Below are 19,906 nucleotides of genomic sequence, written 5' to 3' on the forward strand. Positions count from 1 at the left end.
GATACCATGGCATACGCGAAAAAATCGCCCAAGGCCAATGAGGCCTTTCAGCAATTAAAAAGCGACATCGCCGCCGGCACTCCCGGCTGCGCCTACATTTTTTACGGCGAGGAGAGCTACCTGCGGGAATATTACTTGGAGGAGCTGCGCAAGGCCTTAGTGCCGGCGGGCTTCGAGGAGTTCAATTACCACCGCCTGGAAGGGAAGGACTTGACGGTCCAGAGCCTTTCGGAAATGGCGGAGGCCATGCCCATGATGGCGGAGAGAACCCTCATCGTGGTGACGGATTGGGACATTTTCAAACTAGGGGAAGAGCAGCGGGAGAAAATGATCGCCTTTTTGGACGACATCCCGCCCTATTGCTGCGTGGTGTTCGTATATGACACCATCCCCTATAAGCCTAACAAAACCCTAAAAAAACTCTGCAAGGCACTGGGGGACCACGTACAGGCCGTGGAGTTCCGGGCGGCGGAGAACAGCGACCTCATCACCTGGATCGCCCGCCGCTTCCGGGCCCTGGGAAAGGACATCGACCGCCAGACGGCGGAATACCTCATTTTCACCTGCGGCGGACTGATGACAGGGCTGGTGCCGGAGATCACAAAAATCGGCACCTACGCCAAAGGCAAGACCATCACCCAGAAGGACATCGATGCAGTAGCCGACCCGGTGCTCTCCGCAGAGGTGTTCAAGCTCAGCGACGCGGTGCTTCGGGGGGATTACGACGAGGCGGCCCGCATCCTGGGAGACCTTTTGAAAATGCAGACGGAGCCCATCATGATCCTGGCGGCCCTTGGCAGCCAGCTGCGGCGGATCTACACCGCCCGTCTTGCCATTGACAGCGGCAAGGATAAGTACTGGCTCATGGAGCTGTGGGACATGAAGAGCGACTATCCGGCAAAGCTGCTGCTCTCCGCCGCCAAGCGGACCACCGCCGACTGGTGCGGCGACGCGGTGAAGATGTGCCAGGTGCTGGACCGGCGGATGAAGAGCGAAAAGGGCATTGACGCTGCTGGAGAGCTGAAGCTGCTGCTGGTGCGTCTGGGGGCACGCCGGAAATGAGAAAAATTCGGGAAGTTATCGTGGTGGAGGGGCGGTACGACAAAAACGCCCTTTCCCAGGTAGTGGATGCCACCATCATCACCCTGGGAGGCTTTTCCGTGTTCAATGACCGGGAGAAGCTGGCCTTTCTGCGGCGCCTGGCGGACAAGCAGGGCCTTATCGTCCTGACGGACAGCGACGGCGCTGGTTTCGTCATCCGCAATTATTTGAAGGGCGCCCTGCTTCCCGGCAAGGTGAAGCAGGCCTACATTCCGGACGTTTACGGCAAGGAGCGCCGAAAGCGCCACGCCGGGAAGGAAGGGAAGCTGGGCGTGGAGGGCATGCGGCCCGATGTGCTGCTGGAAGTCCTGCGGAAAGCCGGTGCCACCTTTGAGGACGAAACGGCGCCGACCGATACCGGAAAAACGCCCATCACCAAGGCGGACCTGGTCCTTTTGGGCCTTTCCGGCGGACAGGACAGCGCCGCCAGGCGGCAGGCGCTTCTGAAAAAGCTGGACCTGCCGGAGCATCTCACCGCCAACGGCCTGCTGGAGGCGTTGAACCTTTTGTACAGTGTGGAAGAGCTCACCACCATTTTAAATAAAGATCTGTAATATTGCAGGGGATTCGACAAAATTCGACATATTTCGCCAAAGAGAAGTGCTACGCTTGTGTTGCCGGAAGGTCAGAACGGTGAATACAAAAGGGAGTGATCCACTTTGCGGATACTTTATGCGGGAACAGGCACTTGCGGACAGACGGAGGTCCGCTATTCTCTGGTGGCGGAGGAGCTGGAAGAAGCCGGGGAGAACTACGGCGTTTTGGTGGAAAGCGGGGGAGAGCGCCTGCTTTTGCGGGGCGTCACTGCCTCCCAGCGACGCATCCAGGCGCTGCTGGAGCTGCTGATGGCCGGAAATGTGTCGGCTGTTACCGCCCGGGACGTGGTGGAGGACTGGCTGCTGCGCTGAAAAGCGGAATGTCCCCTTGCAATTTCCGAGAATATTTTGTATACTACCCTAGAAACTCGAAAACTTGCACAGGAAGGACTGACGCCCATGGCTGAGGAGATCAAGACCACACAGGGAGAAGCCCCGGAGAGCCGGAACTTCATCCATGCTTTCATCGAGGAGGACATCGCCCCCGGCGGACAGTACGAGGGCATGACCGTTCATACCCGTTTTCCCCCGGAGCCCAACGGTTATCTGCATATCGGCCACTGCAAGGCCCTGACCATCGACTTCGGCACCGCTGAGAAGTTCGGCGGCATCTGCAACCTGCGCTTTGACGATACGAACCCCGCCAAAGAGGACACGGAATTCGTGGACGCTATCCAGGAGGACATTCACTGGCTGGGCTTCGACTGGGATGACCGGATGTTCTACGGCTCCGACTATTTTGAAAAGACGTATGAGCTGGCTGTGGGCCTCATCAAAAAAGGATTGGCCTACGTATGTGAGCTGACGCCGGAGCAGTTCCGTGAGTACCGGGGCAGCATCGGCGTACCTGGCAAGTCCCCCTGGCGGGACCGGCCCATTGAGGAGAGCTTGGACCTGTTTGAGCGCATGCGCAACGGGGAGTTCCCCGAGGGCAAGTATACCCTGCGGGCCAAGATCGACATGGCCAGCGGCAACTTCAACATGCGGGACCCGGTCATCTACCGTATCCGCTACATTGAGCATCACCGCCAGGGGACCAAGTGGTGCATCTTCCCCATGTACGATTTCGCCCATCCCATCCAGGATGCCCTGGAGGGCATTACCCATTCCCTGTGCTCTTTGGAGTATGAGGCCCACCGGCCGCTGTACAACTGGGTCATTGAGCATACGGACGTGCCCAGCAAGCCCCGGCAGATCGAATTTGCCCGCCTGGGCATCAACTATACCGTCATGAGCAAGCGCAAGCTCCGCCGTCTGGTGGAGGAGGGACGGGTCTCCGGCTGGGACGATCCCCGCATGCCCACCCTGTGCGGCCTGCGCCGCCGGGGCTACACCGCCAAGTCCATCCGGAACTTCTGTGACCGCATCGGCGTTTCCAAGGCGGATTCCACGGTGGATTATGGGTTCCTGGAGCACTGCCTGCGGGAGGACCTCAACGAAACGGCTCTGCGGGTCATGGGTGTTTTGCGGCCCATTAAGCTGACTATCACCAACTACCCCGCGGATAAGACGGAAACCGTCACCGTGGAAAATAATCCTCTGGACCCCGCCGCCGGTACACGGGAGGTCAGCTTCTCTCGGAACCTCTGGATCGAGGCCGACGACTTCCTGGAGACTCCGGTGCCCAAGTATAAACGCCTGTTCCCCGGCGGTCCCGAGTGCCGCCTCAAGGGTGCGTATCTCATCACCTGTACCGGCTGCGTAAAGGACGAGGACGGCAACGTCACCGAAGTCCTGTGCGAATACGACCCCGAGAGCCGGGGCGGCGATCCCGCCGATGGCCGCAAGGTGAAGGGTGCCACCATTCACTGGGTGGATGCCGCCACCGCTGTGGACGCCGAGGTACGGCTGTACGACTACCTGTTCACCGACCCCGATCCCGACGGCGCCGACAAGGACTTTATCGACTGCTTGAACCCCAATTCCTTGGAAGTCCTCACCGGCTGCAAGGTAGAAGCCGGTGTGAAGGCCGCGGCGGAGCGCTACGACAGGGCGGAAAAGCAGGGCAAGACCGCTCCGTCCTTCCAGTTCATGCGTCTGGGCTACTTCTGCCTGGATAGCCGTGACTCCTCCGCGGAGCATCTGGTGTTCAACCGCAGCGTCAGCTTGAAGGACAGCTTTAAAAAGTAAAAAGATACCGGGCCGCCGATCAAGCGGCCCGGTATCTTTTAAGGCTCGATTTTCCTGTCCAGCAAGTAATACGTAAATGAGCCTGTGCCGATGAGGGTGCCGGTTTGGTCAGTGACCCGCACGTCGTACACGCAAATGGTTTTGCCGGTTTTGCACTCCGTTCCCTCGGCAATAAGGGTGTCTCCGGGCTTGACGGCACGAAGATAGTTATAATTGGCATTCACCGTCACGGCAAAGTAGCCGTGGGAAGCGGACGCCGCGCCGGCAGCCGTGTCCGCCAGGGCAAAATAGATGCCGCCATGGGCCAGCCCAGCCGGGTTGATGTCATCCGCCTGCACGGTTTTGGTGACCCGGGCGTAGCCCGCGCGGATCTCCTCCACCACGATGCCTTCTTTTTTCGCATAGGGATTGTGGGTATTGCGAAATTCCACCAGCTTTTGAAAATCCATCGATATCCGACCTTTCCTTTCGGGAAGTTTTCTCTTGCTTTTCAGTTTACCCGAAAAATAAACAGCCGTCAAATTTTTCAGCCAGTTTTCAGAAATCTCTGCTAGGATACGGCCAACGATCCAGAAGGAGGAAACCATCATGAAACAAATCCTGGTACTTTTCTTGACCGGGTGCCTGTCTCTAGGCCTGCTGACCGCCTGTGGAGCAGAGGCATCATCTGAAGAGGCACCGCTGCCCGAGGGCACAGTCTCTATCCAATTGTCCGATAACGGCATCACGGTGGATGGGGAAAAAGCATCCTCGGATGACACAGACGCGGTTTATGTTGCCCACGACATCGTATTCTATCTGGAAGGACAGGGGATCGCTTACGGCGAGGGCGCGGAAGAGGACGCGCACAGCCAGGCGGAGGCGGATGCCCATACGGTAGTCCACATCTCCCAGCCGGGCACCTACGTCCTCAGCGGCACGCTGTCCGCCGGGCAGGTGGCTGTGGACCTGAGGGAGGATGCGGAGGAGGACCCCGATGCCGTGGTGACGCTGATCTTGAACGGCGTGGACATCACCTGCTCTGTGGCGCCCGCTGTGATTTTCTACAACGTCTATGAGTGCGGCTCCGCAGATGCGGAGACCGCTGTGAAAGACGTGGATACTTCCGCTGCCGGCGCCAATGTCATCCTTGCCGACGGTACGGTAAACAATATCGCAGGCTCTTACGTGGCCCGCATCTACAAGCCGGACAGCGTGGAGCTCAGCGAGGACGGCAGCGAGGTGGTGGACAGCAAGAAGCTCCACAAGTATGACGGCGCCTTTTACTCCAAAATGTCCATGAACGTGGATGGGGAAGCGGAGGGAACTGGCGTACTGAATATCTTCGCCGAAAACGAGGGCCTGGACAGTGAGCTGCACCTGACCGTCAACGGCGGTGTCATCAATATTCTCTCCGGCAACGACGGCATCAACACCAATGAGGACGGTGTGTCCGTCACCACCGTCAACGGCGGTACGATGACCATTGAGGTAGACGGGGCCACCGGCGAGGGCGACGGCATCGACTCCAACGGATGGCTGGTCATCAACGGCGGCACCGTCATTGCCGCCGCCTGCGGTGACAGCCAAGATGCTGGCATCGACTCTGACATGGGCATTTATATCAACGGCGGTACTGTGGTGGCCTCCGGCAACATGTATGACCGCATTGAGGACGGCGGTCAGAACTACGTGGTGTTTTCCTTTGCGGAACGCCAGCAGGGCGGGACGACCTACACCCTGGAGGATGTGGGCAGCATGCCCGTCGGAACCTATACGCCTGCCAATGATTTCACTTATCTGGTGATCTCCGACGCGAACATGTCCGCCGCCAATTACCGGCTCCTGCAGGGGGAGACCCCGCTTTCCGGTATCGTTTCCGACGGAGAAATGGGAAGAGGCGGTATGGGCGGCGGTCCCAGGCCGAACGGAGAAGCGCAGCCGCCGGAAGAAGCGCCCGACCAGGAGCGCCCGCAGCCCGGCAAGGACGGCATGGCTGTTGACCCGTCCGGTAAGGATCATCCGGAGGACGGCGTCCGTCCTCAGCGGCCCGAGGGCTTCGGCGGGATGCCGGGCGCTATGCAGGCGGACGGTGAGCGTGTCACAGCATTTGCTGTCACGGACGGGGGCAATTTCATCACGCAGGTTGCCCCGGCGGAAGCGGAGACATGAGCGGGCTCAAATAGGGATGCAAAGCTCGCAGAGCCCCCGGTCCAGCCGCTCCGGCCGGTAGCGTTCCAGCACTGGCCGGCCTGGAGCCGGGGAGAGCCCCTGCTCTGCCAGAGCGGCAAAGCTGGTTTCCCAAAGTGCCTGAACGCCGGATGGAGTGTGAGCACCCAGGAAGCAGGCATAGCGCCCTCCGGGTATCCGCCCCGGGGCTATGTCTGCTTCGGGTTCGGGGAGGCAGCCCTTCGTGGCCAGGCACACGTCATACCGGCACTGCTCCGGCGGTATACACACCGGGTCGTCCCAAGCAACACCCAGGATGACACCGTTTTCCAGAAGTCCCCGTTCCCTGGCCCAGCTTTTCAAACGTTCCATCATATTCCGGTTGTTTCCGCCATAAGGGCCGGTACAGCGCAGGCGGACCACGGCGGTCTCCGGCAAGGTCACGACTGTTATGTTCATATTTGTTCATCTCCTTTGAGAAAGAGATATCATGTATTAAAATGAAATACAAGGCCCAATTTTAAAAGGAAAAAGACCCTTTTGGGTCTTTTTCCTTTTAAATATTTTTTTTGATGGTATTAATGGCGCCCTTTTCCAGCCGGGAAACCTGGGCCTGGGAGATGCCCACCTCGGCGGATACCTCCATCTGGGTCTTGCCCTCATAGAAGCGCAGGGACAAAATGCGCCGCTCCCGGGGGTCCAGCCGCTTCATGGCCTCCTTCAAGGCGATGCGGTCCGTCCAGTCCTCGTCGGTGTTCTTCGTGTCCCGCACCTGGTCCATGACACAGATGGCGTCGCCGCCGTCAGAGTACACCGGCTCATACAAAGATACCGGGTCCACGATGGCGTCCATAGCGAACACAACCTCTTCCCGGGGGATCTGCAGCTCCTGGGCGATCTGTTCCACGGTTGGCTCCCGCTGATGCTCGGCCAAATACCTGTCCCGGACCTGCAGGACCCGGTAAGCGGTATCCCGCATGGAACGGGAGACCCGGATGGCGCTGTTGTCCCGAAGATAGCGGCGAATCTCGCCGATGATCATGGGCACGCCGTAGGTGGAAAATCGCACAGGCTGGTTGATGTCGAAATTGTCGATGGCCTTGATCAGCCCCACACATCCCACCTGAAACAGATCGTCGGCATTTTCACCCCGGCTGGAAAACCGCTGGATCACCGACAGTACCAGCCGCAGATTTCCCTCGATGAGCTCCTGTCTGGCCGCCTGGTCACCCTCCTTTGTCCGCCGCAGCAGCGCCATGGTCTCTTCGTTTTTTAAGACCTTCAGTCTGGCGGTATTCACACCGGCGATCTCCACTTTTCCCTGCATGAGAGCTGACCTCCTTGCTTGTAAAAAGCTGGTGAGGTCAGTATGGCCCCCAGCTGGATTTCCTATACTGGAAGCTTTTGTCGCTTTGTGGGCATGGGACGGCCATATGGCCGCATAAGCTGTTATCTGACAAGGAGGGAATTGCCATGCAGTGCAGGATGCGGGATTTACGATGCAAGGAAGTCATCAACATCTCGGACGGATGCCGACTGGGCTTTGTGTCGGACGTGGACATCCGGATACCGGAGGGGCAGGTGATCGCCATCGTGGTCAATGGTCCCTGCCGCTTTTTCGGGCTGTTCGGCAGGGGAGAGGAATTTTACATTCCCTGGGAATGCATCCAGCGGATCGGAGACGATATCATCCTCATCGACAAGCCCTTCCAGCGGCGGGAACCGGGACAGGATCGCAAGAGGCGCAGGAAGTTCTGAAGCCGGGAAAAATCCATGGGATTTCCGTGAATATTCGCATATTTTTTGGAAATTATACTTGCATTGCTGAATCGTCTGTGGTATTATATTTCAGCATTCCGCACGGTGCGTCGACTTCCTGTTCGTGCCCAGCCCGAAAAAGGCGGGTCAGCAGGGGGGATGAAGCCGCCGGAGGTAAAAACGAAATTGATTTGGAGGAACTCAACACTATGGCAAATTCTAACGTCGTATCCATGAAGGCCCTGCTGGAGGCGGGCGTCCACTTCGGTCACCAGACCCGCCGCTGGAACCCCAAGATGGCTCCCTACATCTACACCGAGCGCAACGGCATCTATATCGTTGACCTGCAGAAGACCGTCCGCAAGCTGGAAGAGGCTTATAACTTCGTCCGTCAGCTGTCTGAGAACGGCCAGACCCTGCTGTTCGTCGGCACCAAGAAGCAGGCACAGGAGGCTATCCGCGAGGAGGCTACCCGCTGCGGCCAGTACTATGTCAACGCCCGTTGGCTGGGTGGTATGATGACCAACTTCAAGACCATGCGCACCCGTGTGGACCGTCTGAACCAGCTGAAGACCATGCAGGAGGACGGCACCTTCGATATGCTGCCCAAGAAGGAAGTCATGAAGCACATGGGCGAGATCGCCAAGCTGGAGAAGTACCTGGGCGGCGTGAAGGAAATGAAGAAGCTGCCCGGCGCCCTGTTCATCGTAGACACCCGCAAGGAGCGCAACGCCATCGCCGAGGCTCACAAGCTGGGCATCCCCGTTGTGGCTATCGCCGATACCAACTGCGATCCCGATGAGATCGATTACGTCATCCCCGGCAACGACGACGCCATCCGCGCCATCAAGCTGATCTCTTCCATCATGGCCAACGCCGTGCTGGAGGGCAAGCAGGGTGAGCAGACCGCCGAGGCTGCCGCCGAGAAGGCCGAGGACGCTGAGTAATTCATAAAACAGTAAGCGCAGCAGCGCTTTCATTCAAGATATTGGAGGAAATAAAAAATGGCTTTTACCGCAGCTGATGTGAAGAACCTGCGCGAAATGACCGGCGTGGGCATGATGGATTGCAAGAAGGCTCTGGTCGCCTCTGACGGCGATATGGACAAGGCCATCGAGTTCCTGCGCGAGAAGGGCCTGGCCGCTTCCGCCAAGAAGGCCGGCCGCATCGCCGCCGAGGGTATGGCTTACGCCGCCGTCATCGACGGCGTGGGCGTGGTGGTCGAGGTCAACGCCGAGACCGACTTTGTGGGCAAGAACGAGAAGTTCGTGGACTTCGTCAAGGGCGTGGCCGCCACCGTGGTCGCCAACAAGCCCGCCGACTTGGACGCTCTGATGGCCTGCAAGTACGCTGACACCGACAAGACCGTCACCGAGCAGCAGCAGGAGATGGTCCTGGTCATCGGCGAGAACATCAAGGTCCGCCGCTTCGCTTTCTTCACCGAGGGCGTTTCCGTTCCCTACATCCACGCCGGCGGCAAGATCGGCGTGCTGGTGAACCTGGAGGTCTCCGAGGGCATCGACGCCACCGAGATCGGCAAGGACGTCGCCATGCAGATCGCCGCTCTGAATCCCCGTTTCTGGGATAAGAGCCAGGTCACCCAGGATGTTCTGGACGAGGAAAAGAAGATCATGATGGTCCAGATGGCCAATGATCCCAAGATGGCCAACAAGCCCGAGCAGGTCCGCGAGAAGATCGTCATGGGCAAGATGAACAAGTTCTATGCTGAGAACTGCCTGCTGCAGCAGGAGTTCGTCAAGGACAACAGCATGACCGTGGAGAAGTATATCGCTTCCGCTGCCAAGGCTCTGGGCGGCACCGTCACCTTCAAGAACGCTGTCCGTTTCGAGAAGGGTGAGGGCATCGAGAAGAAGCAGGAGAACTTCGCCGACGAGATCGCCAAGATGGTCAAGGGCTGATTCCGGCTGAATATCCAGAGGGCAGGCGCCTGGGGCGCCTGCCCTCTTTTTCTGCCCGTGCCGCTTCGGCACGGTTTTTCTTGTATTCACAGGGGAAAGCTGTTATAATTTTTTATATTGGGTTTTTGTGACCCGAAGGGACCTAAATCTTATTTGAGGTGGCTCTGTTGGAAAATCCTGTATTTAAATTGGAAAAGGTCGTCCGCTCCCGGTCCGAGGAGGAAATGCAGGACTTTGAAGGCCCGCTGGATCTGATCTTGTTTCTGCTTGGTAAAAACAAAATGGAGATCCAGGATATTTCCATCTCCCAAATTCTGGACCAGTATCTGGCCTGGCTGGAGGCCCGGCAGCGCCTGGACCTGGAGGTGGCAAGCGAGTTTATCACCATGGCTTCTCACCTCATGTATATTAAGACGCGGATGCTGCTCTCCATTGAGGACGAGGAAGCGCAAAGCGAAATGGATGCCTTGATCCAGTCTCTGGAGGAGCGCCGCCGCAATGAAAACTATCTGCGGGTCAAATCTCTGGCTTCCCGCCTGGAGCCTATGGGAGAATTTGGCCGCAGCATTGTCACCCGGAACCCGGAGCCCATGAAGCGTGGCAAGATCTATGAGTACGACCAGGACAAGGGAGACTTGATCCTGGCTATGGCGGAGATTCGGAGCCGTGCGGAACGGACCCTGCCGCCTCCCAGGACCGCGTTTGAAAATATTGTCCAGCATGAGCCCTATCCTGTGGAGAGCAAGGCACGGGAAATTCTGCAGCGGCTGAAGGACCACGGCATCACCCGTTTCCGCCTGCTGTTCAAGGGCAACCGCAGCCGCAGCGAGGTGGTGGCCACCTTTTTGGCAGTGCTGGAGCTGTGCCGCGCCTGTGTCATTCGTCTGGCCGGTTCTGAAACGGACTGCACCGTCCGTCAAGAGGGAGAACTGCCGGAAAATCTGAGTTTATAAGGAGAGGCCGCCTTGGAAAGAATAGAGATGAAAGAAATTGAGTCCGCCATTGAGGGTATTTTATTCGCCTCCGGCGAGCCGGTGCACGTGGACCGCATTTGCGTGGCTCTGGAGCTGGACCGGCCCACGGCGGATCAGGTGCTTCAAAAGTTGATGGATTACTATTCCTATGAGCGCCGGGGCATCCGTCTGCTGCACATTGAGGACAGCTGGCAGCTGTGCTCCGCGCCGGATTACGCGGATTACATTCGCAAGGCCTTTGAGATCCGAAAGCCTGCCAAGCTCAGCCAGCCCGCACTGGAGGTATTGACCATCATTGCCTATTACCAGCCCACCACACGGGCGTTCGTGGACCAGATCCGGGGCGTGGACAGCGCCTATACCATGGGCCTTTTGCAGGAGCGCAAACTCATTGAGGAGTGCGGCCGCCTGCAGGTGCCGGGCCGGCCCCACCTGTACCGGACCACCAAACAGTTTTTGCGGGCCTTCCACCTCACTTCTCTGGAGGACTTGCCGGAGATGCCGGACCTAAGCGGTGAAGGCCAGATGCGCTTGAATGAGAACGGCCAGATCGTAGACCCCGCCGAGGACATGGAGATCACCGGCACTGACACGCCGGAGAGCGCGGATTTCCCGGAGGACCGGGAAACGGAATAACAATGCGCCGCTAAGTACAGCAGGGAGGTGAGGACGATGCGCTGCTTTTTAATGACCGTGGGCATCCTGTGGGGCTTGCTGTTTCTGCTGTCTCGCCTCCGGCTGGGTATTGACGCTGCTGTGAACGGGAAAGCTGTGACCGTGGACGCAGCGGTGGGTCCACTCCGTATCCACGTGGTGCCTGGAAAGCCGAAAAAAGAAACAGGAAAAAAGAAGGAACCTCCAAAAGACGAAAGCAGCGGAAAAGAGCCTCCTAAGGAGAAGAAAAAGCTGCCCAAGATCACATTTGCGGATATTCGCTCCGCCCTGGACGCCTTGCTGCCGCCTTTGAAGCGGGCTCTGGGCCGCACCCGGCGAAGCATCCGGGTAAAGCCCTTGGAGGTCTCCGCCACGCTGGGCGGGGGAGAGGACCCGGCGGCCGCGGCGGAACTGTACGGCTACCTGCACATGGCTATTTGGACAGGGATGCCGCTTCTGGAGCAGCTGCTGGTCATCCCGGACCCGCATATCCATATCGGCATCGACTTTGACGCGCCGGAAACAAATCTCCAGGCCCGCGTGGGCATCACGCTCCGGCTGGGTACGCTGGTGGCTGTGGCCTTCGGCGTGGGTATCCCGGCGCTGAGATGGTTCCTGCGCTTTCAGAAAAAACAAAAGCAGCTACAACCGGCGGAAAAAGAGCCTGAACAGGTTGCTCCTGCCGCATAAGAGAAAGGACGGTACACTATGGACAATCCGATGGAAAAGAAAACGCCCCTCAGTGACATGATGCGCACGACCATGGACAAGATCCATGAAATGGTGGACGCCAACACCATCATCGGCCAGCCAATCACCACGCCGGACGGCGTAACGCTGATTCCCATCTCCAAGGTCAGCTTTGGCTTTGGCAGCGGCGGCGGAGATTACGGCAAGACCTCTGTGAAAGAGGGCTTTGGCGGCGGCAGCGCTGCCGGCGTAAAGATCGATCCTGTGGCCTTCCTGGTCATCAAGGATGGTTCTACCCGGGTGCTGCCGGTGGCGGTACCTCCCACTTCCACGATGGAACGCATCGTGGAGAAGGTGCCGGATATTTTGGATAAAATGGAAAAACGTTTTGACAAGAAAGAGGACAAGGAACCCTGCTGAGTGGGGTATACTACCATCATTCCGATTTCGAGGTGATGGTCCTTGCGTACGCGCATCAAGCGGCTTTCGGCAGCTTTAGCCGCTCTCTTGCTGTTCAGCATTTTCCCTTGCCGGTCATTGGCAATCAGCACTTCTGCCTCATCCGCGATCCTGGTGGATGTGGACAGCGGACGTGTGCTGTACGAACAGAATGCCGATGCCCGGATGCTGATCGCCAGCACCACCAAAATTTTGACAGCACTTGTGGCCATAGAGGAGGGAAACCTCTCGGACACTGTTACTGTCAGCCGTCAAGCCGCGCTGACAGAGGGGTCCGCCATGTACCTGCAGGAGGGGGAACAGCTGACGCTGGAAACGCTTCTGTACGGGCTCATGCTGTGCTCCGGAAACGATGCTGCCGTGGCCATTGCCGAACATGTAGGCGGCAGCCAGGAAAAATTTGTTTCCATGATGAACCGGCGGGCCAAGGAGCTGGGCATGGAAAATTCCTCGTTCGCAAATCCGAACGGCCTGGATGACGAGGATCATTATTCCACCGCCCGGGATATGGCGCGTCTTGCCTGCGCCGCCGCCGGCAATGAAACACTTATGCGCATCGCCTCCACCAAAAGTATTACCATCGGCGGACGGACCATGACCAATCACAATAAGCTCCTGCGGTATATGGATGGCTGTACCGGGCTCAAAACGGGCTTTACCAAGGCCGCCGGCCGCACGTTGGTCAGCTGTGCTGAGCAAAACGGACAGCGTCTGGCGGCGGTGACCCTCCAGGACGGCAACGACTGGGCGGACCACCAGGCGCTGTATGAATACGGCTTTTCCGCTTATCCCGCCCGGTATTTCGCAAAGCTGGGACAGACTATGGACCGGGCTGCCGTGGCCGGTGGTGCGGTCTCCTCCGTTGCTCTGGTGGCGGCGGACAGCTTTTCCTGGCCTGTGGGCGCGGGGGAGGAGGTCACCACCTCCATTCGTCTGGATGCTTCGCTGCGCGCACCTCTTTCCGCAGGCCAGCAGGTGGGAGAGGCGGTATTCGCTCTGGACGGCAGAGAGCTTGGCCGGGTGGCCCTTCTGTGCGGCAGTGATGTGATGCCCCACGTCGAGCCAGCCATGGCCGTATTAAAAATCGGTTTGCCGGAATAAGGAACCACGACATATGGAAGAACGACTGCAAAAAATCCTGTCGGCGGCAGGAATATGCTCCCGCCGTGCGTCGGAAGCATATATTCTGGCCGGACGCGTTACCATCAACGATCAGCTTGCCCAGTTGGGACAGCGGGCAGACCCGGACCGGGACGACATCCGGGTGGATGGCCGGCCGTTGACAAGCAATCCCCGGCCGGTCTATCTCATGCTGAATAAGCCCCGGGGCTATGTGACCACCCTCTCTGACGAGCAGGGGCGGCCCACCGTGGCAGAGCTGGTGGCGGACGCCGGCGTCCGGGTGTATCCTGTTGGGCGGCTGGATTTGGATTCCGAGGGGCTGCTGCTCATGACCAACGACGGCGCCTTGACTCAGCGCCTGCTGCATCCCAGCCATGAAGTGTCCAAGACATATCATGTGTCTGTGTACGGTCCGGTGGCCGGGGCGGCGGAAAAGCTGGCCGCTATCCGGGACCTGCGTGGAGAGCCTATCCAACCCGCCCAGGTACGGGTACTGCGGCAGGGCGCGGAGACGGCGGAGTACGCCATCACCATCCATGAGGGAAAAAACCGCCAGATCCGGCGAATGTGCGCCCGGTGCGATTTAAAGGTGAAGCGGCTGCGCCGGGTAAAGGAACACACCCTGGCGCTGGGAGACCTGCCAGTGGGTAAGTGGCGCTATCTGACGGAAGCGGAGATCAACGCCCTAAAAACTCCATAAATACCAGCAATAGCCGCGCAAAGCGGCTATTTTTCCGCCTTTTGCAAGATGCCAGAAAAATCCTGCAAAAAACGTTTGAATCCGTCAAGGTTTGTGGTACAATACGGCAGGAGAATGAAAGACCCCGCCGTCAAAAAAGCGGCGGTGTATTGGAGGGAATATCCGTGGCAAAGAGTATTTTACATACCATCGAAAGCAACATGTCCGGCTTTTCCAAGGGCCAAAAGCGCATCGCCGGATATATCCTGCAGAATTACGACAAGGCCGCGTTTATGACTGCCAGTAAGCTGGGCAAGCTGGTGGGCGTCAGTGAATCCACCGTGGTGCGCTTTGCATCAGAGCTGGGTTACGACGGTTATCCCAGCATGCAGCGGGCCTTGCAGGAGATGATCCGCAGCCGGCTGACCTCCACGCAGCGCATCCAGGCTGCCGGCGACATGTTCTCCGGGCAGGATGTGCTTTCCGCCGTGGTACAGTCCGACATGGAAAAGCTTCGGGTCATGGTAGGCGAGGCGGACCGCCGGGAGTTTGACCGGGTGGTGGACAAGATCATGAGTGCCCGCCACATCTACATTTTGGGTGTCCGTTCCTCCTCCTTTGTTGCCGGCTATCTGAACTTTTACATGCACCAGCTCATTGAAAATGTCACGCTGGTACAGTCCAACGCCGCCGGTGAGATCTTTGAGCAGCTGTTCCGCATTGGACCGGAGGACGTCATCATCGCCATCAGCTTCCCCCGTTATTCCAGTGTTACCATGAACACGGTGAAATTTGCCCGGGACCGGGGTGCCAGCATCATCGCTGTTACGGATAATGAGCTGTCCCCTGTGTACCAGATGGCGGACGCGGCGCTGCTGGCTCCCTGTGAGATGCTGTCCTTTGTGGACTCCATGGTGGCGCCCTTGTCTCTCATCAACGCGCTGCTTATCGCCGTGGGCGCCCGCATGGGCACTGACGCGACCCGGACTTTCGCGGAATTGGAGGACATCTGGAACGCCTACGGCGTGTTTGGAAAAATGGATGATGAATAAACGGACGATCACAGTGGTAGGCGGCGGTGCCGCCGGCATGATGGCCGCCATCACGGCGGCAGAGCGGGGAGCCTCGGTCACACTGCTGGAGCCCAATGAACGGCTTGGCAAAAAGCTGAATATCACCGGAAAGGGCCGGTGCAACGTCACCAACAACGCGGACCTGCAGACCCTGTTGGCCAATGTGCCGAAAAACGGAAAATTCCTGTACAGTGTGTTTTCCCGGTTTGACGGACGGGACGCCATGGCTTTTTTCGAGGGTCTGGGTGTGCCGCTGAAAACGGAGCGGGGAAACCGTGTGTTTCCGGTCTCTGACCGTTCTTTTGACATCAGCGGCGCCCTGGAACGGCGGCTGCGGGCGCTGAAGGTCCGTATGGTCCGGGACCGGGCGGTTTCTTTGGACATATCCGATGGCGTCATACGGGGCGTTTCCGGAGAGAAGGGGAACTACCCGGCTCAGGCCGTTATTTTGGCCACCGGCGGCGTTAGTTATCCCGCCACCGGCTCCACTGGCGAGGGACACCGCATGGCCGCCGCGGCGGGGCATACCGTCACGCCCCTCCAGGGTTCTCTGGTGCCCCTGCGGGAAAAGGGAAATACCTGCGCGGCTCTTCAAGGGCTGAGCCTGCGGAACGTGCAGCTGACCGTATTTGAAAACAACAAGCGCATTTACTCGGACTTCGGCGAGCTTTTGTTCACCCATTTTGGGCTCAGTGGACCGTTGGTCCTGTCCGCCTCCGCCCACATGCGGCACTTCGACAAAAAGACGTACCGGCTGGAGATCGACTTAAAGCCGGCGCTGGATGAGCAAACGCTGGATAAGCGCCTTCTGTCGGATTTTGAGAAGTACTGCAACCACGATTTCTGCAACGCTCTGAACGACCTTCTGCCCCAGAAGATGATCCAGGAAATGGTAAAGGCCTCCGGCATCGACCCGCACTGCAAGGTCAACACTGTCACCCGGGAGCAGCGCAGGGAGCTGGTCCATCTATTCAAGCACTGGAGCGTGGAAGTGGCAGGGCTGTGCCCTGTGACGGACGCCATTATTACCTCCGGCGGCGTCAAGGTGTCAGAAATCAATCCAACCACAATGGAATCAAAGCTTGTAAAGGGATTATACTTTGCTGGCGAGATCATTGATGTGGACGCCTATACCGGCGGATTCAACCTGCAGATCGCCTGGGCTACCGGCCGGGCGGCAGGGGAAGCTGCCGCCAAAGAAGAAGCAACAGGAGAGGATACCCTATGAAAACCATCAGCATTGCCATCGATGGCCCTTCCGGCGCCGGCAAAAGTACCTTGGCTCGGGCCATCGCCGCGGAGCTTGGCTATTTGTATGTGGATACAGGCGCCATTTACCGCACCATCGGCTACTATACTTTGACGCACGGCATCGATCCGAAGGACAGCGCCGCGGTGGCCGCGTGCCTGCCGGACATCCGGGTGGAACTTACCTACGGCGAGGACGGCCTGCAGCACATGCTGCTGAATGACCGGGACGTGACAAAGGAGATTCGCCTGCCGGAAGTCTCTCTGTGCGCCTCCGCTGTGTCCGCCCACAGGGAGGTGCGCGCCTTTTTGCTGGATATGCAGCGCCAGCTGGCCCGGACCCACAGCGTCATTATGGACGGACGGGATATTGGGACCGTGGTGCTGCCGGACGCGGACGTGAAGGTCTATCTGACCGCTTCCGCCCAAGCCCGGGCACAGCGCCGCTGCGCGGAGCTGGAGGAGCGGGGAACGCCGGAGCCTTTTGAAAAGGTCCTGCGGGAGATCGAAGAACGGGACTGGAACGACATCCACCGGGACGTGGCGCCTCTGCGCCAGGCGGAGGACGCCGTGCTGCTGGATACCACGGACCTTGACTTCCAGGAGAGCAAGGCGGCTCTTCTGAACATCATTCGGAAAAGGACTTCATTATGAAACCGACAAATAGATTTTTTGTGTTTGTATACTATGTGCTGGGCTTCATCGTCCGCTTTCTCCATCCGGTCACGGTGGAGGGGATGGAGAAGCTGCCAAGGAGCGGTGTCCTGCTGTGCCCAAACCACTCCAGCAATTGGGACCCTGTGCTACTTGGCCTCAAACTGCCGGTAAATTACCGCCTCCACGCCATGGCGAAGGAAGAGCTGTTTAAAAACCCCATCCTGAGCTGGATCATCCGAAAGCTGGGAGCGTTCCCCGTCAGCCGGGGCAACAACGATATTCAAGCCGTCAAGACCGCCATTCAAGTCTTGAAATCCGGTGACAACCTGCTGATTTTTCCGGAGGGAACGGTGGTCCGCAACGGCGTGGGATATAAAGACGGCCTGCCGGCCCATGCCAAGAGCGGTGTTGCCATGATCGGTGTCCGAACAGGCGCCAAGCTGGTCCCTGTGTTCATGGACGGTGAGAAGAAGCTGTTCCACCGGACCCGCATTATCTTCGGCGACCCCTACGAGCCGGTTTATACCGGGCGCCATGGCACCTCCGAGGAGATGCAGAAGATCGCGGACGATATTCTGGCACAGGCCTATGCCCTGGGTGGTCAAGCTGTCGGAGGAATGCCGCTGTGAGTGGAAAGGTATTTTTAGCGGAGAGTGCCGGTTTTTGCTACGGCGTGAAGCGGGCCGTGGAGTTGGCCCAGAAAACAGCGGAGGAGACAGGCGGCTGCTGGATGCTGGGAGACCTCATCCATAATTCCCATGTGGTGGAGGATCTGGCCCGGCGGGGCATCCGTAAAACAGAGGACCCCGGCTCCTTGGGAAAAGGGGACACGGTGGTCATCCGCTCCCACGGCGAAGTGAAAAATGTACTGGATGATCTGGAGGCACGGGGCGTGCGCTGCGTCAATGCGACCTGTCCCAATGTCTGCCGCATCCAAAAGCTGGTGGCCCAGGCGGAGCAGGATGGACGCCAGCCCATCATCATCGGCGAGCCTCACCATCCGGAGGTGGTGGGGGTGGCCAGCTGGTGCCGCCACGCCCTGGTGTTTGACGGTCCGGAGGCAGTAAAGATGTGGCTGGAAAAAGATACCTCCCACCGGCAAATCCCTGTTACAGTGGTCGCGCAGACCACCTGCATCCGAAAACTTTTCGAAAGTTCTTGGGAAATTCTAAAAAAAGAGTGTACAAACGTAAAAATATTTGATACAATATGCAATGCTACGCATAAGCGTCAAACGGAGGCGGCTGCAATTGCCGGCAAGGTGGACGTGATGGTGGTGGTGGGTGACCGTAAAAGTGCCAATACCAAGCATCTGACGGAGATCTGCCAAAAGAGGTGTTCCCGCGTGCTCCAGATTGAAAGCGCGGACGAGCTCTCTGCGGAGGTTTTCAAGGATTGCGGGGCGGCGGGACTGACGGCCGGCGCCTCCACACCTGCGGGCATCATTAAGGAGGTATATGCAAGCATGAGCGAAGAAATCAAAGCGGCCGAGGGCATGGATGAGTCCTTCGAGGAATTACTGAATCAGTCTTTCAAAACTTTAAATACAGGAGAGAAGGTAACCGGCATCGTCACGGCCATCACTCCCACCGAGGTCCAGGTGGATGTGGGTGCCAAGCAGGCCGCTTATATCAAGCTGAGCGAACTGACCGATGACCCCACCGCCAAGGCTGAGGATATCGTCCACGTGGGCGATGAGATCGAGACCTACATTGTCCGCGTCAACGACGTGGAGGGCTATGCCGAGCTGAGCAAGAAGCGTCTGGACGCCGTGAAGGTCTGGGAAAACATTGAGCAGGCCGTCGAGGACAAGACCGTCCTGGAGGGCACTGTCACTGAGGAGAACAAGGGCGGCATCGTGGTTTCCGTCAAGGGCGTGCGGGTGTTCGTTCCCGCTTCCCAGAGCGGCCAGCCCCGCGGCGCTGACCTCAGCTCCATGATCAAGCAGAAGGTCCAGCTGCGCATCACCGAGGTCAACCGTGCCCGTCGCCGTGTGGTCGGTTCCATCCGTTCCGTCACCGAGGAGGCCCGCAAGGCCGCGCAGGAGGCTGTGTGGTCCACCATCGAGGTCGGCAAGCACTACACCGGCACTGTGAAGTCCATGACTTCCTACGGCGTGTTTGTGGATATCGGCGGCGTGGACGGCATGGTACATATCTCCGAGCTGAGCTGGAGCCGTATCAAGACCCCCTCTGAGGTCTGCAAGGTGGGCGACACCCTGGATGTGTACGTCATCTCCTTCGACGCTGAGAAGCACAAGATCTCCCTGGGCGTCAAGGACCGCACTCTGAATCCCTGGGATGTGTTCATGAACAAGTACAGCGTGGGCGACGTGGCCTCTGTCCGCATCGTCAAGCTGATGACTTTCGGCGCTTTCGCCGAGGTCGTTCCCGGTGTGGATGGTCTGATCCACATCTCCCAGATCGCTGACCGCCGCATCGACAAGCCTGAGGACGTCCTGTCTGAGGGCCAGATCGTCGACGCCAAGATCACCGCTGTGGACGAGGAGAAGAAGAAGATCTCCCTGTCCATCCGTGCTCTGCTGACCCCCACTGCTGAGGCGGAGGCCGCTGAGGACGCTGAGTAACTTCAGTTGCAAAGGAGCAGGCTCATAGAGCCTGCTCCTTTTTTTGAAATTTTGTGATTTTTTTCACGTTTGCCATTGCAATGGGAGAAGCGGTATGTTATAATCTTGACA

22 protein-coding genes are annotated in these 19,906 nt (G+C 58.4%); 19 read left to right on the plus strand and 3 right to left on the minus strand.

Features of this window, described 5'->3' with window-relative positions; all coding sequences use genetic code 11:
• Positions 1–6: 6 nt before the first annotated feature.
• The 4 genes from holA to ACTQ4R_RS00910 all read left to right on the plus strand — a co-directional run bounded on the left by holA (position 7) and on the right by ACTQ4R_RS00910 (position 3,827).
• On the plus strand, positions 7–1,062 hold the full coding sequence (gene holA, locus ACTQ4R_RS00895) for a DNA polymerase III subunit delta (protein WP_441624934.1): 1,056 nt from the start codon (positions 7–9) through the stop codon (positions 1,060–1,062).
• Positions 1,059–1,655 (plus strand): toprim domain-containing protein, encoded by a 597-nt coding sequence (locus ACTQ4R_RS00900; RefSeq protein ID WP_441624936.1) that lies wholly within the window; start codon positions 1,059–1,061, stop codon positions 1,653–1,655. Before holA ends, ACTQ4R_RS00900 begins: the two co-directional genes overlap by 4 nt.
• A gap of 105 nt (positions 1,656–1,760) precedes the next feature.
• Complete coding sequence (locus tag ACTQ4R_RS00905) at positions 1,761–2,009, plus strand: DUF6514 family protein (protein WP_441624938.1); 249 nt, start codon at positions 1,761–1,763, stop codon at positions 2,007–2,009.
• A gap of 87 nt (positions 2,010–2,096) precedes the next feature.
• Positions 2,097–3,827, plus strand: a complete 1,731-nt coding sequence (locus ACTQ4R_RS00910) for a glutamine--tRNA ligase/YqeY domain fusion protein (RefSeq protein WP_441624940.1) — start codon at positions 2,097–2,099, stop codon at positions 3,825–3,827.
• Between the two features lie 38 nt (positions 3,828–3,865).
• Here ACTQ4R_RS00910 and ACTQ4R_RS00915 read toward each other — a convergent pair whose 3' ends face one another.
• A complete protein-coding gene (locus ACTQ4R_RS00915; RefSeq protein ID WP_441624942.1) occupies positions 3,866–4,276 on the minus strand; it encodes a PaaI family thioesterase in 411 nt (136 codons plus the stop codon).
• Positions 4,277–4,415: 139 nt separating this feature from the next.
• On the opposite strand from ACTQ4R_RS00915, the gene ACTQ4R_RS00920 reads away from it, so the two are divergent.
• The gene (locus tag ACTQ4R_RS00920) at positions 4,416–5,978 is read left to right on the plus strand and encodes a carbohydrate-binding domain-containing protein (RefSeq protein ID WP_441624944.1); all 1,563 of its coding nucleotides are present in this window, start codon (positions 4,416–4,418) and stop codon (positions 5,976–5,978) included.
• A gap of 6 nt (positions 5,979–5,984) precedes the next feature.
• On the opposite strand, the gene ACTQ4R_RS00925 is transcribed toward ACTQ4R_RS00920, so the two are convergent.
• Both ACTQ4R_RS00925 and sigG read right to left on the minus strand, forming a co-directional pair.
• Positions 5,985–6,434, minus strand: coding sequence for an AraC family transcriptional regulator (locus ACTQ4R_RS00925; RefSeq protein WP_441624946.1), 450 nt, complete (start codon positions 6,432–6,434; stop codon positions 5,985–5,987).
• Between the two features lie 97 nt (positions 6,435–6,531).
• Positions 6,532–7,302 carry an RNA polymerase sporulation sigma factor SigG gene (gene sigG, locus ACTQ4R_RS00930; protein WP_441624948.1) on the minus strand — a complete coding sequence of 257 codons (771 nt, stop codon included), beginning with the start codon at positions 7,300–7,302 and terminating at the stop codon, positions 6,532–6,534.
• Between the two features lie 146 nt (positions 7,303–7,448).
• Here sigG and ACTQ4R_RS00935 point away from each other — a divergent pair, with 146 nt between their 5' ends.
• The 14 genes from ACTQ4R_RS00935 (at position 7,449) to ACTQ4R_RS01000 (ending at position 19,795) form a co-directional block, all read left to right on the plus strand.
• Entirely contained in the window at positions 7,449–7,733 is a 285-nt protein-coding gene (locus ACTQ4R_RS00935; protein ID WP_441624950.1) for a YlmC/YmxH family sporulation protein, read from the plus strand.
• A 209-nt stretch (positions 7,734–7,942) separates the two neighbouring features.
• Positions 7,943–8,680, plus strand: a complete 738-nt coding sequence (rpsB, locus tag ACTQ4R_RS00940; protein ID WP_441624952.1) for a 30S ribosomal protein S2 — start codon at positions 7,943–7,945, stop codon at positions 8,678–8,680.
• 57 nt (positions 8,681–8,737) lie between these two features.
• On the plus strand, positions 8,738–9,652 hold the full coding sequence (gene tsf, locus ACTQ4R_RS00945) for a translation elongation factor Ts (RefSeq protein WP_441624954.1): 915 nt from the start codon (positions 8,738–8,740) through the stop codon (positions 9,650–9,652).
• Between the two features lie 167 nt (positions 9,653–9,819).
• Positions 9,820–10,605 carry a segregation and condensation protein A gene (locus tag ACTQ4R_RS00950; protein ID WP_441624956.1) on the plus strand — a complete coding sequence of 262 codons (786 nt, stop codon included), beginning with the start codon at positions 9,820–9,822 and terminating at the stop codon, positions 10,603–10,605.
• Positions 10,606–10,632: 27 nt separating this feature from the next.
• Positions 10,633–11,262, plus strand: coding sequence for an SMC-Scp complex subunit ScpB (gene scpB / locus ACTQ4R_RS00955; protein ID WP_441624958.1), 630 nt, complete (start codon positions 10,633–10,635; stop codon positions 11,260–11,262).
• 36 nt (positions 11,263–11,298) lie between these two features.
• Complete coding sequence (locus ACTQ4R_RS00960; protein WP_441624960.1) at positions 11,299–11,970, plus strand: DUF2953 domain-containing protein; 672 nt, start codon at positions 11,299–11,301, stop codon at positions 11,968–11,970.
• A gap of 18 nt (positions 11,971–11,988) precedes the next feature.
• On the plus strand, positions 11,989–12,390 hold the full coding sequence (gene ytfJ, locus ACTQ4R_RS00965) for a GerW family sporulation protein (protein WP_441624962.1): 402 nt from the start codon (positions 11,989–11,991) through the stop codon (positions 12,388–12,390).
• An 87-nt stretch (positions 12,391–12,477) separates the two neighbouring features.
• On the plus strand, positions 12,478–13,530 hold the full coding sequence (locus ACTQ4R_RS00970; RefSeq protein WP_441624964.1) for a D-alanyl-D-alanine carboxypeptidase family protein: 1,053 nt from the start codon (positions 12,478–12,480) through the stop codon (positions 13,528–13,530).
• 13 nt (positions 13,531–13,543) lie between these two features.
• A complete protein-coding gene (locus ACTQ4R_RS00975; RefSeq protein WP_441624966.1) occupies positions 13,544–14,251 on the plus strand; it encodes a pseudouridine synthase in 708 nt (235 codons plus the stop codon).
• 164 nt (positions 14,252–14,415) lie between these two features.
• On the plus strand, positions 14,416–15,282 hold the full coding sequence (locus ACTQ4R_RS00980) for a MurR/RpiR family transcriptional regulator (RefSeq protein WP_441624968.1): 867 nt from the start codon (positions 14,416–14,418) through the stop codon (positions 15,280–15,282).
• Positions 15,275–16,531: an NAD(P)/FAD-dependent oxidoreductase gene (locus tag ACTQ4R_RS00985; RefSeq protein ID WP_441624970.1), complete on the plus strand. Its 1,257-nt coding sequence runs from the start codon at positions 15,275–15,277 to the stop codon at positions 16,529–16,531. Before ACTQ4R_RS00980 ends, ACTQ4R_RS00985 begins: the two co-directional genes overlap by 8 nt.
• Complete coding sequence (gene cmk / locus ACTQ4R_RS00990) at positions 16,528–17,205, plus strand: (d)CMP kinase (RefSeq protein WP_441624972.1); 678 nt, start codon at positions 16,528–16,530, stop codon at positions 17,203–17,205. Before ACTQ4R_RS00985 ends, cmk begins: the two co-directional genes overlap by 4 nt.
• 20 nt (positions 17,206–17,225) lie before the next feature.
• Positions 17,226–17,837 (plus strand): lysophospholipid acyltransferase family protein, encoded by a 612-nt coding sequence (locus ACTQ4R_RS00995; protein ID WP_441624974.1) that lies wholly within the window; start codon positions 17,226–17,228, stop codon positions 17,835–17,837.
• The gene (locus ACTQ4R_RS01000; RefSeq protein ID WP_441624976.1) at positions 17,834–19,795 is read left to right on the plus strand and encodes a bifunctional 4-hydroxy-3-methylbut-2-enyl diphosphate reductase/30S ribosomal protein S1; all 1,962 of its coding nucleotides are present in this window, start codon (positions 17,834–17,836) and stop codon (positions 19,793–19,795) included. The genes ACTQ4R_RS00995 and ACTQ4R_RS01000 overlap by 4 nt, the downstream gene beginning before the upstream one ends.
• Positions 19,796–19,906 lie beyond the last annotated feature (111 nt).

The sequence above is a fragment of the Dysosmobacter sp. Sow4_B12 genome, assembly GCF_052116665.1.
In the GTDB taxonomy this organism is placed as follows: domain Bacteria; phylum Bacillota; class Clostridia; order Oscillospirales; family Oscillospiraceae; genus Oscillibacter.

Bases quoted from the DNA above. Each gene is read 5' to 3' on its own strand.
- holA (WP_441624934.1), top strand. From the start codon at position 7: ATGGCATACGCGAAAAAATCGCCCAAGGCCAATGAGGCCTTTCAGCAA.
- ACTQ4R_RS00900 (WP_441624936.1), top strand. From the start codon at position 1,059: ATGAGAAAAATTCGGGAAGTTATCGTGGTGGAGGGGCGGTACGACAAA.
- ACTQ4R_RS00910 (WP_441624940.1), top strand. From the start codon at position 2,097: ATGGCTGAGGAGATCAAGACCACACAGGGAGAAGCCCCGGAGAGCCGG.
- ACTQ4R_RS00915 (WP_441624942.1), bottom strand. From the start codon at position 4,276: ATGGATTTTCAAAAGCTGGTGGAATTTCGCAATACCCACAATCCCTAT.
- ACTQ4R_RS00920 (WP_441624944.1), top strand. From the start codon at position 4,416: ATGAAACAAATCCTGGTACTTTTCTTGACCGGGTGCCTGTCTCTAGGC.
- ACTQ4R_RS00925 (WP_441624946.1), bottom strand. From the start codon at position 6,434: ATGAACATAACAGTCGTGACCTTGCCGGAGACCGCCGTGGTCCGCCTG.
- sigG (WP_441624948.1), bottom strand. From the start codon at position 7,302: ATGCAGGGAAAAGTGGAGATCGCCGGTGTGAATACCGCCAGACTGAAG.
- ACTQ4R_RS00935 (WP_441624950.1), top strand. From the start codon at position 7,449: ATGCAGTGCAGGATGCGGGATTTACGATGCAAGGAAGTCATCAACATC.
- rpsB (WP_441624952.1), top strand. From the start codon at position 7,943: ATGGCAAATTCTAACGTCGTATCCATGAAGGCCCTGCTGGAGGCGGGC.
- tsf (WP_441624954.1), top strand. From the start codon at position 8,738: ATGGCTTTTACCGCAGCTGATGTGAAGAACCTGCGCGAAATGACCGGC.
- scpB (WP_441624958.1), top strand. From the start codon at position 10,633: ATGAAAGAAATTGAGTCCGCCATTGAGGGTATTTTATTCGCCTCCGGC.
- ACTQ4R_RS00960 (WP_441624960.1), top strand. From the start codon at position 11,299: ATGCGCTGCTTTTTAATGACCGTGGGCATCCTGTGGGGCTTGCTGTTT.
- ytfJ (WP_441624962.1), top strand. From the start codon at position 11,989: ATGGACAATCCGATGGAAAAGAAAACGCCCCTCAGTGACATGATGCGC.
- ACTQ4R_RS00975 (WP_441624966.1), top strand. From the start codon at position 13,544: ATGGAAGAACGACTGCAAAAAATCCTGTCGGCGGCAGGAATATGCTCC.
- ACTQ4R_RS00985 (WP_441624970.1), top strand. From the start codon at position 15,275: ATGAATAAACGGACGATCACAGTGGTAGGCGGCGGTGCCGCCGGCATG.
- cmk (WP_441624972.1), top strand. From the start codon at position 16,528: ATGAAAACCATCAGCATTGCCATCGATGGCCCTTCCGGCGCCGGCAAA.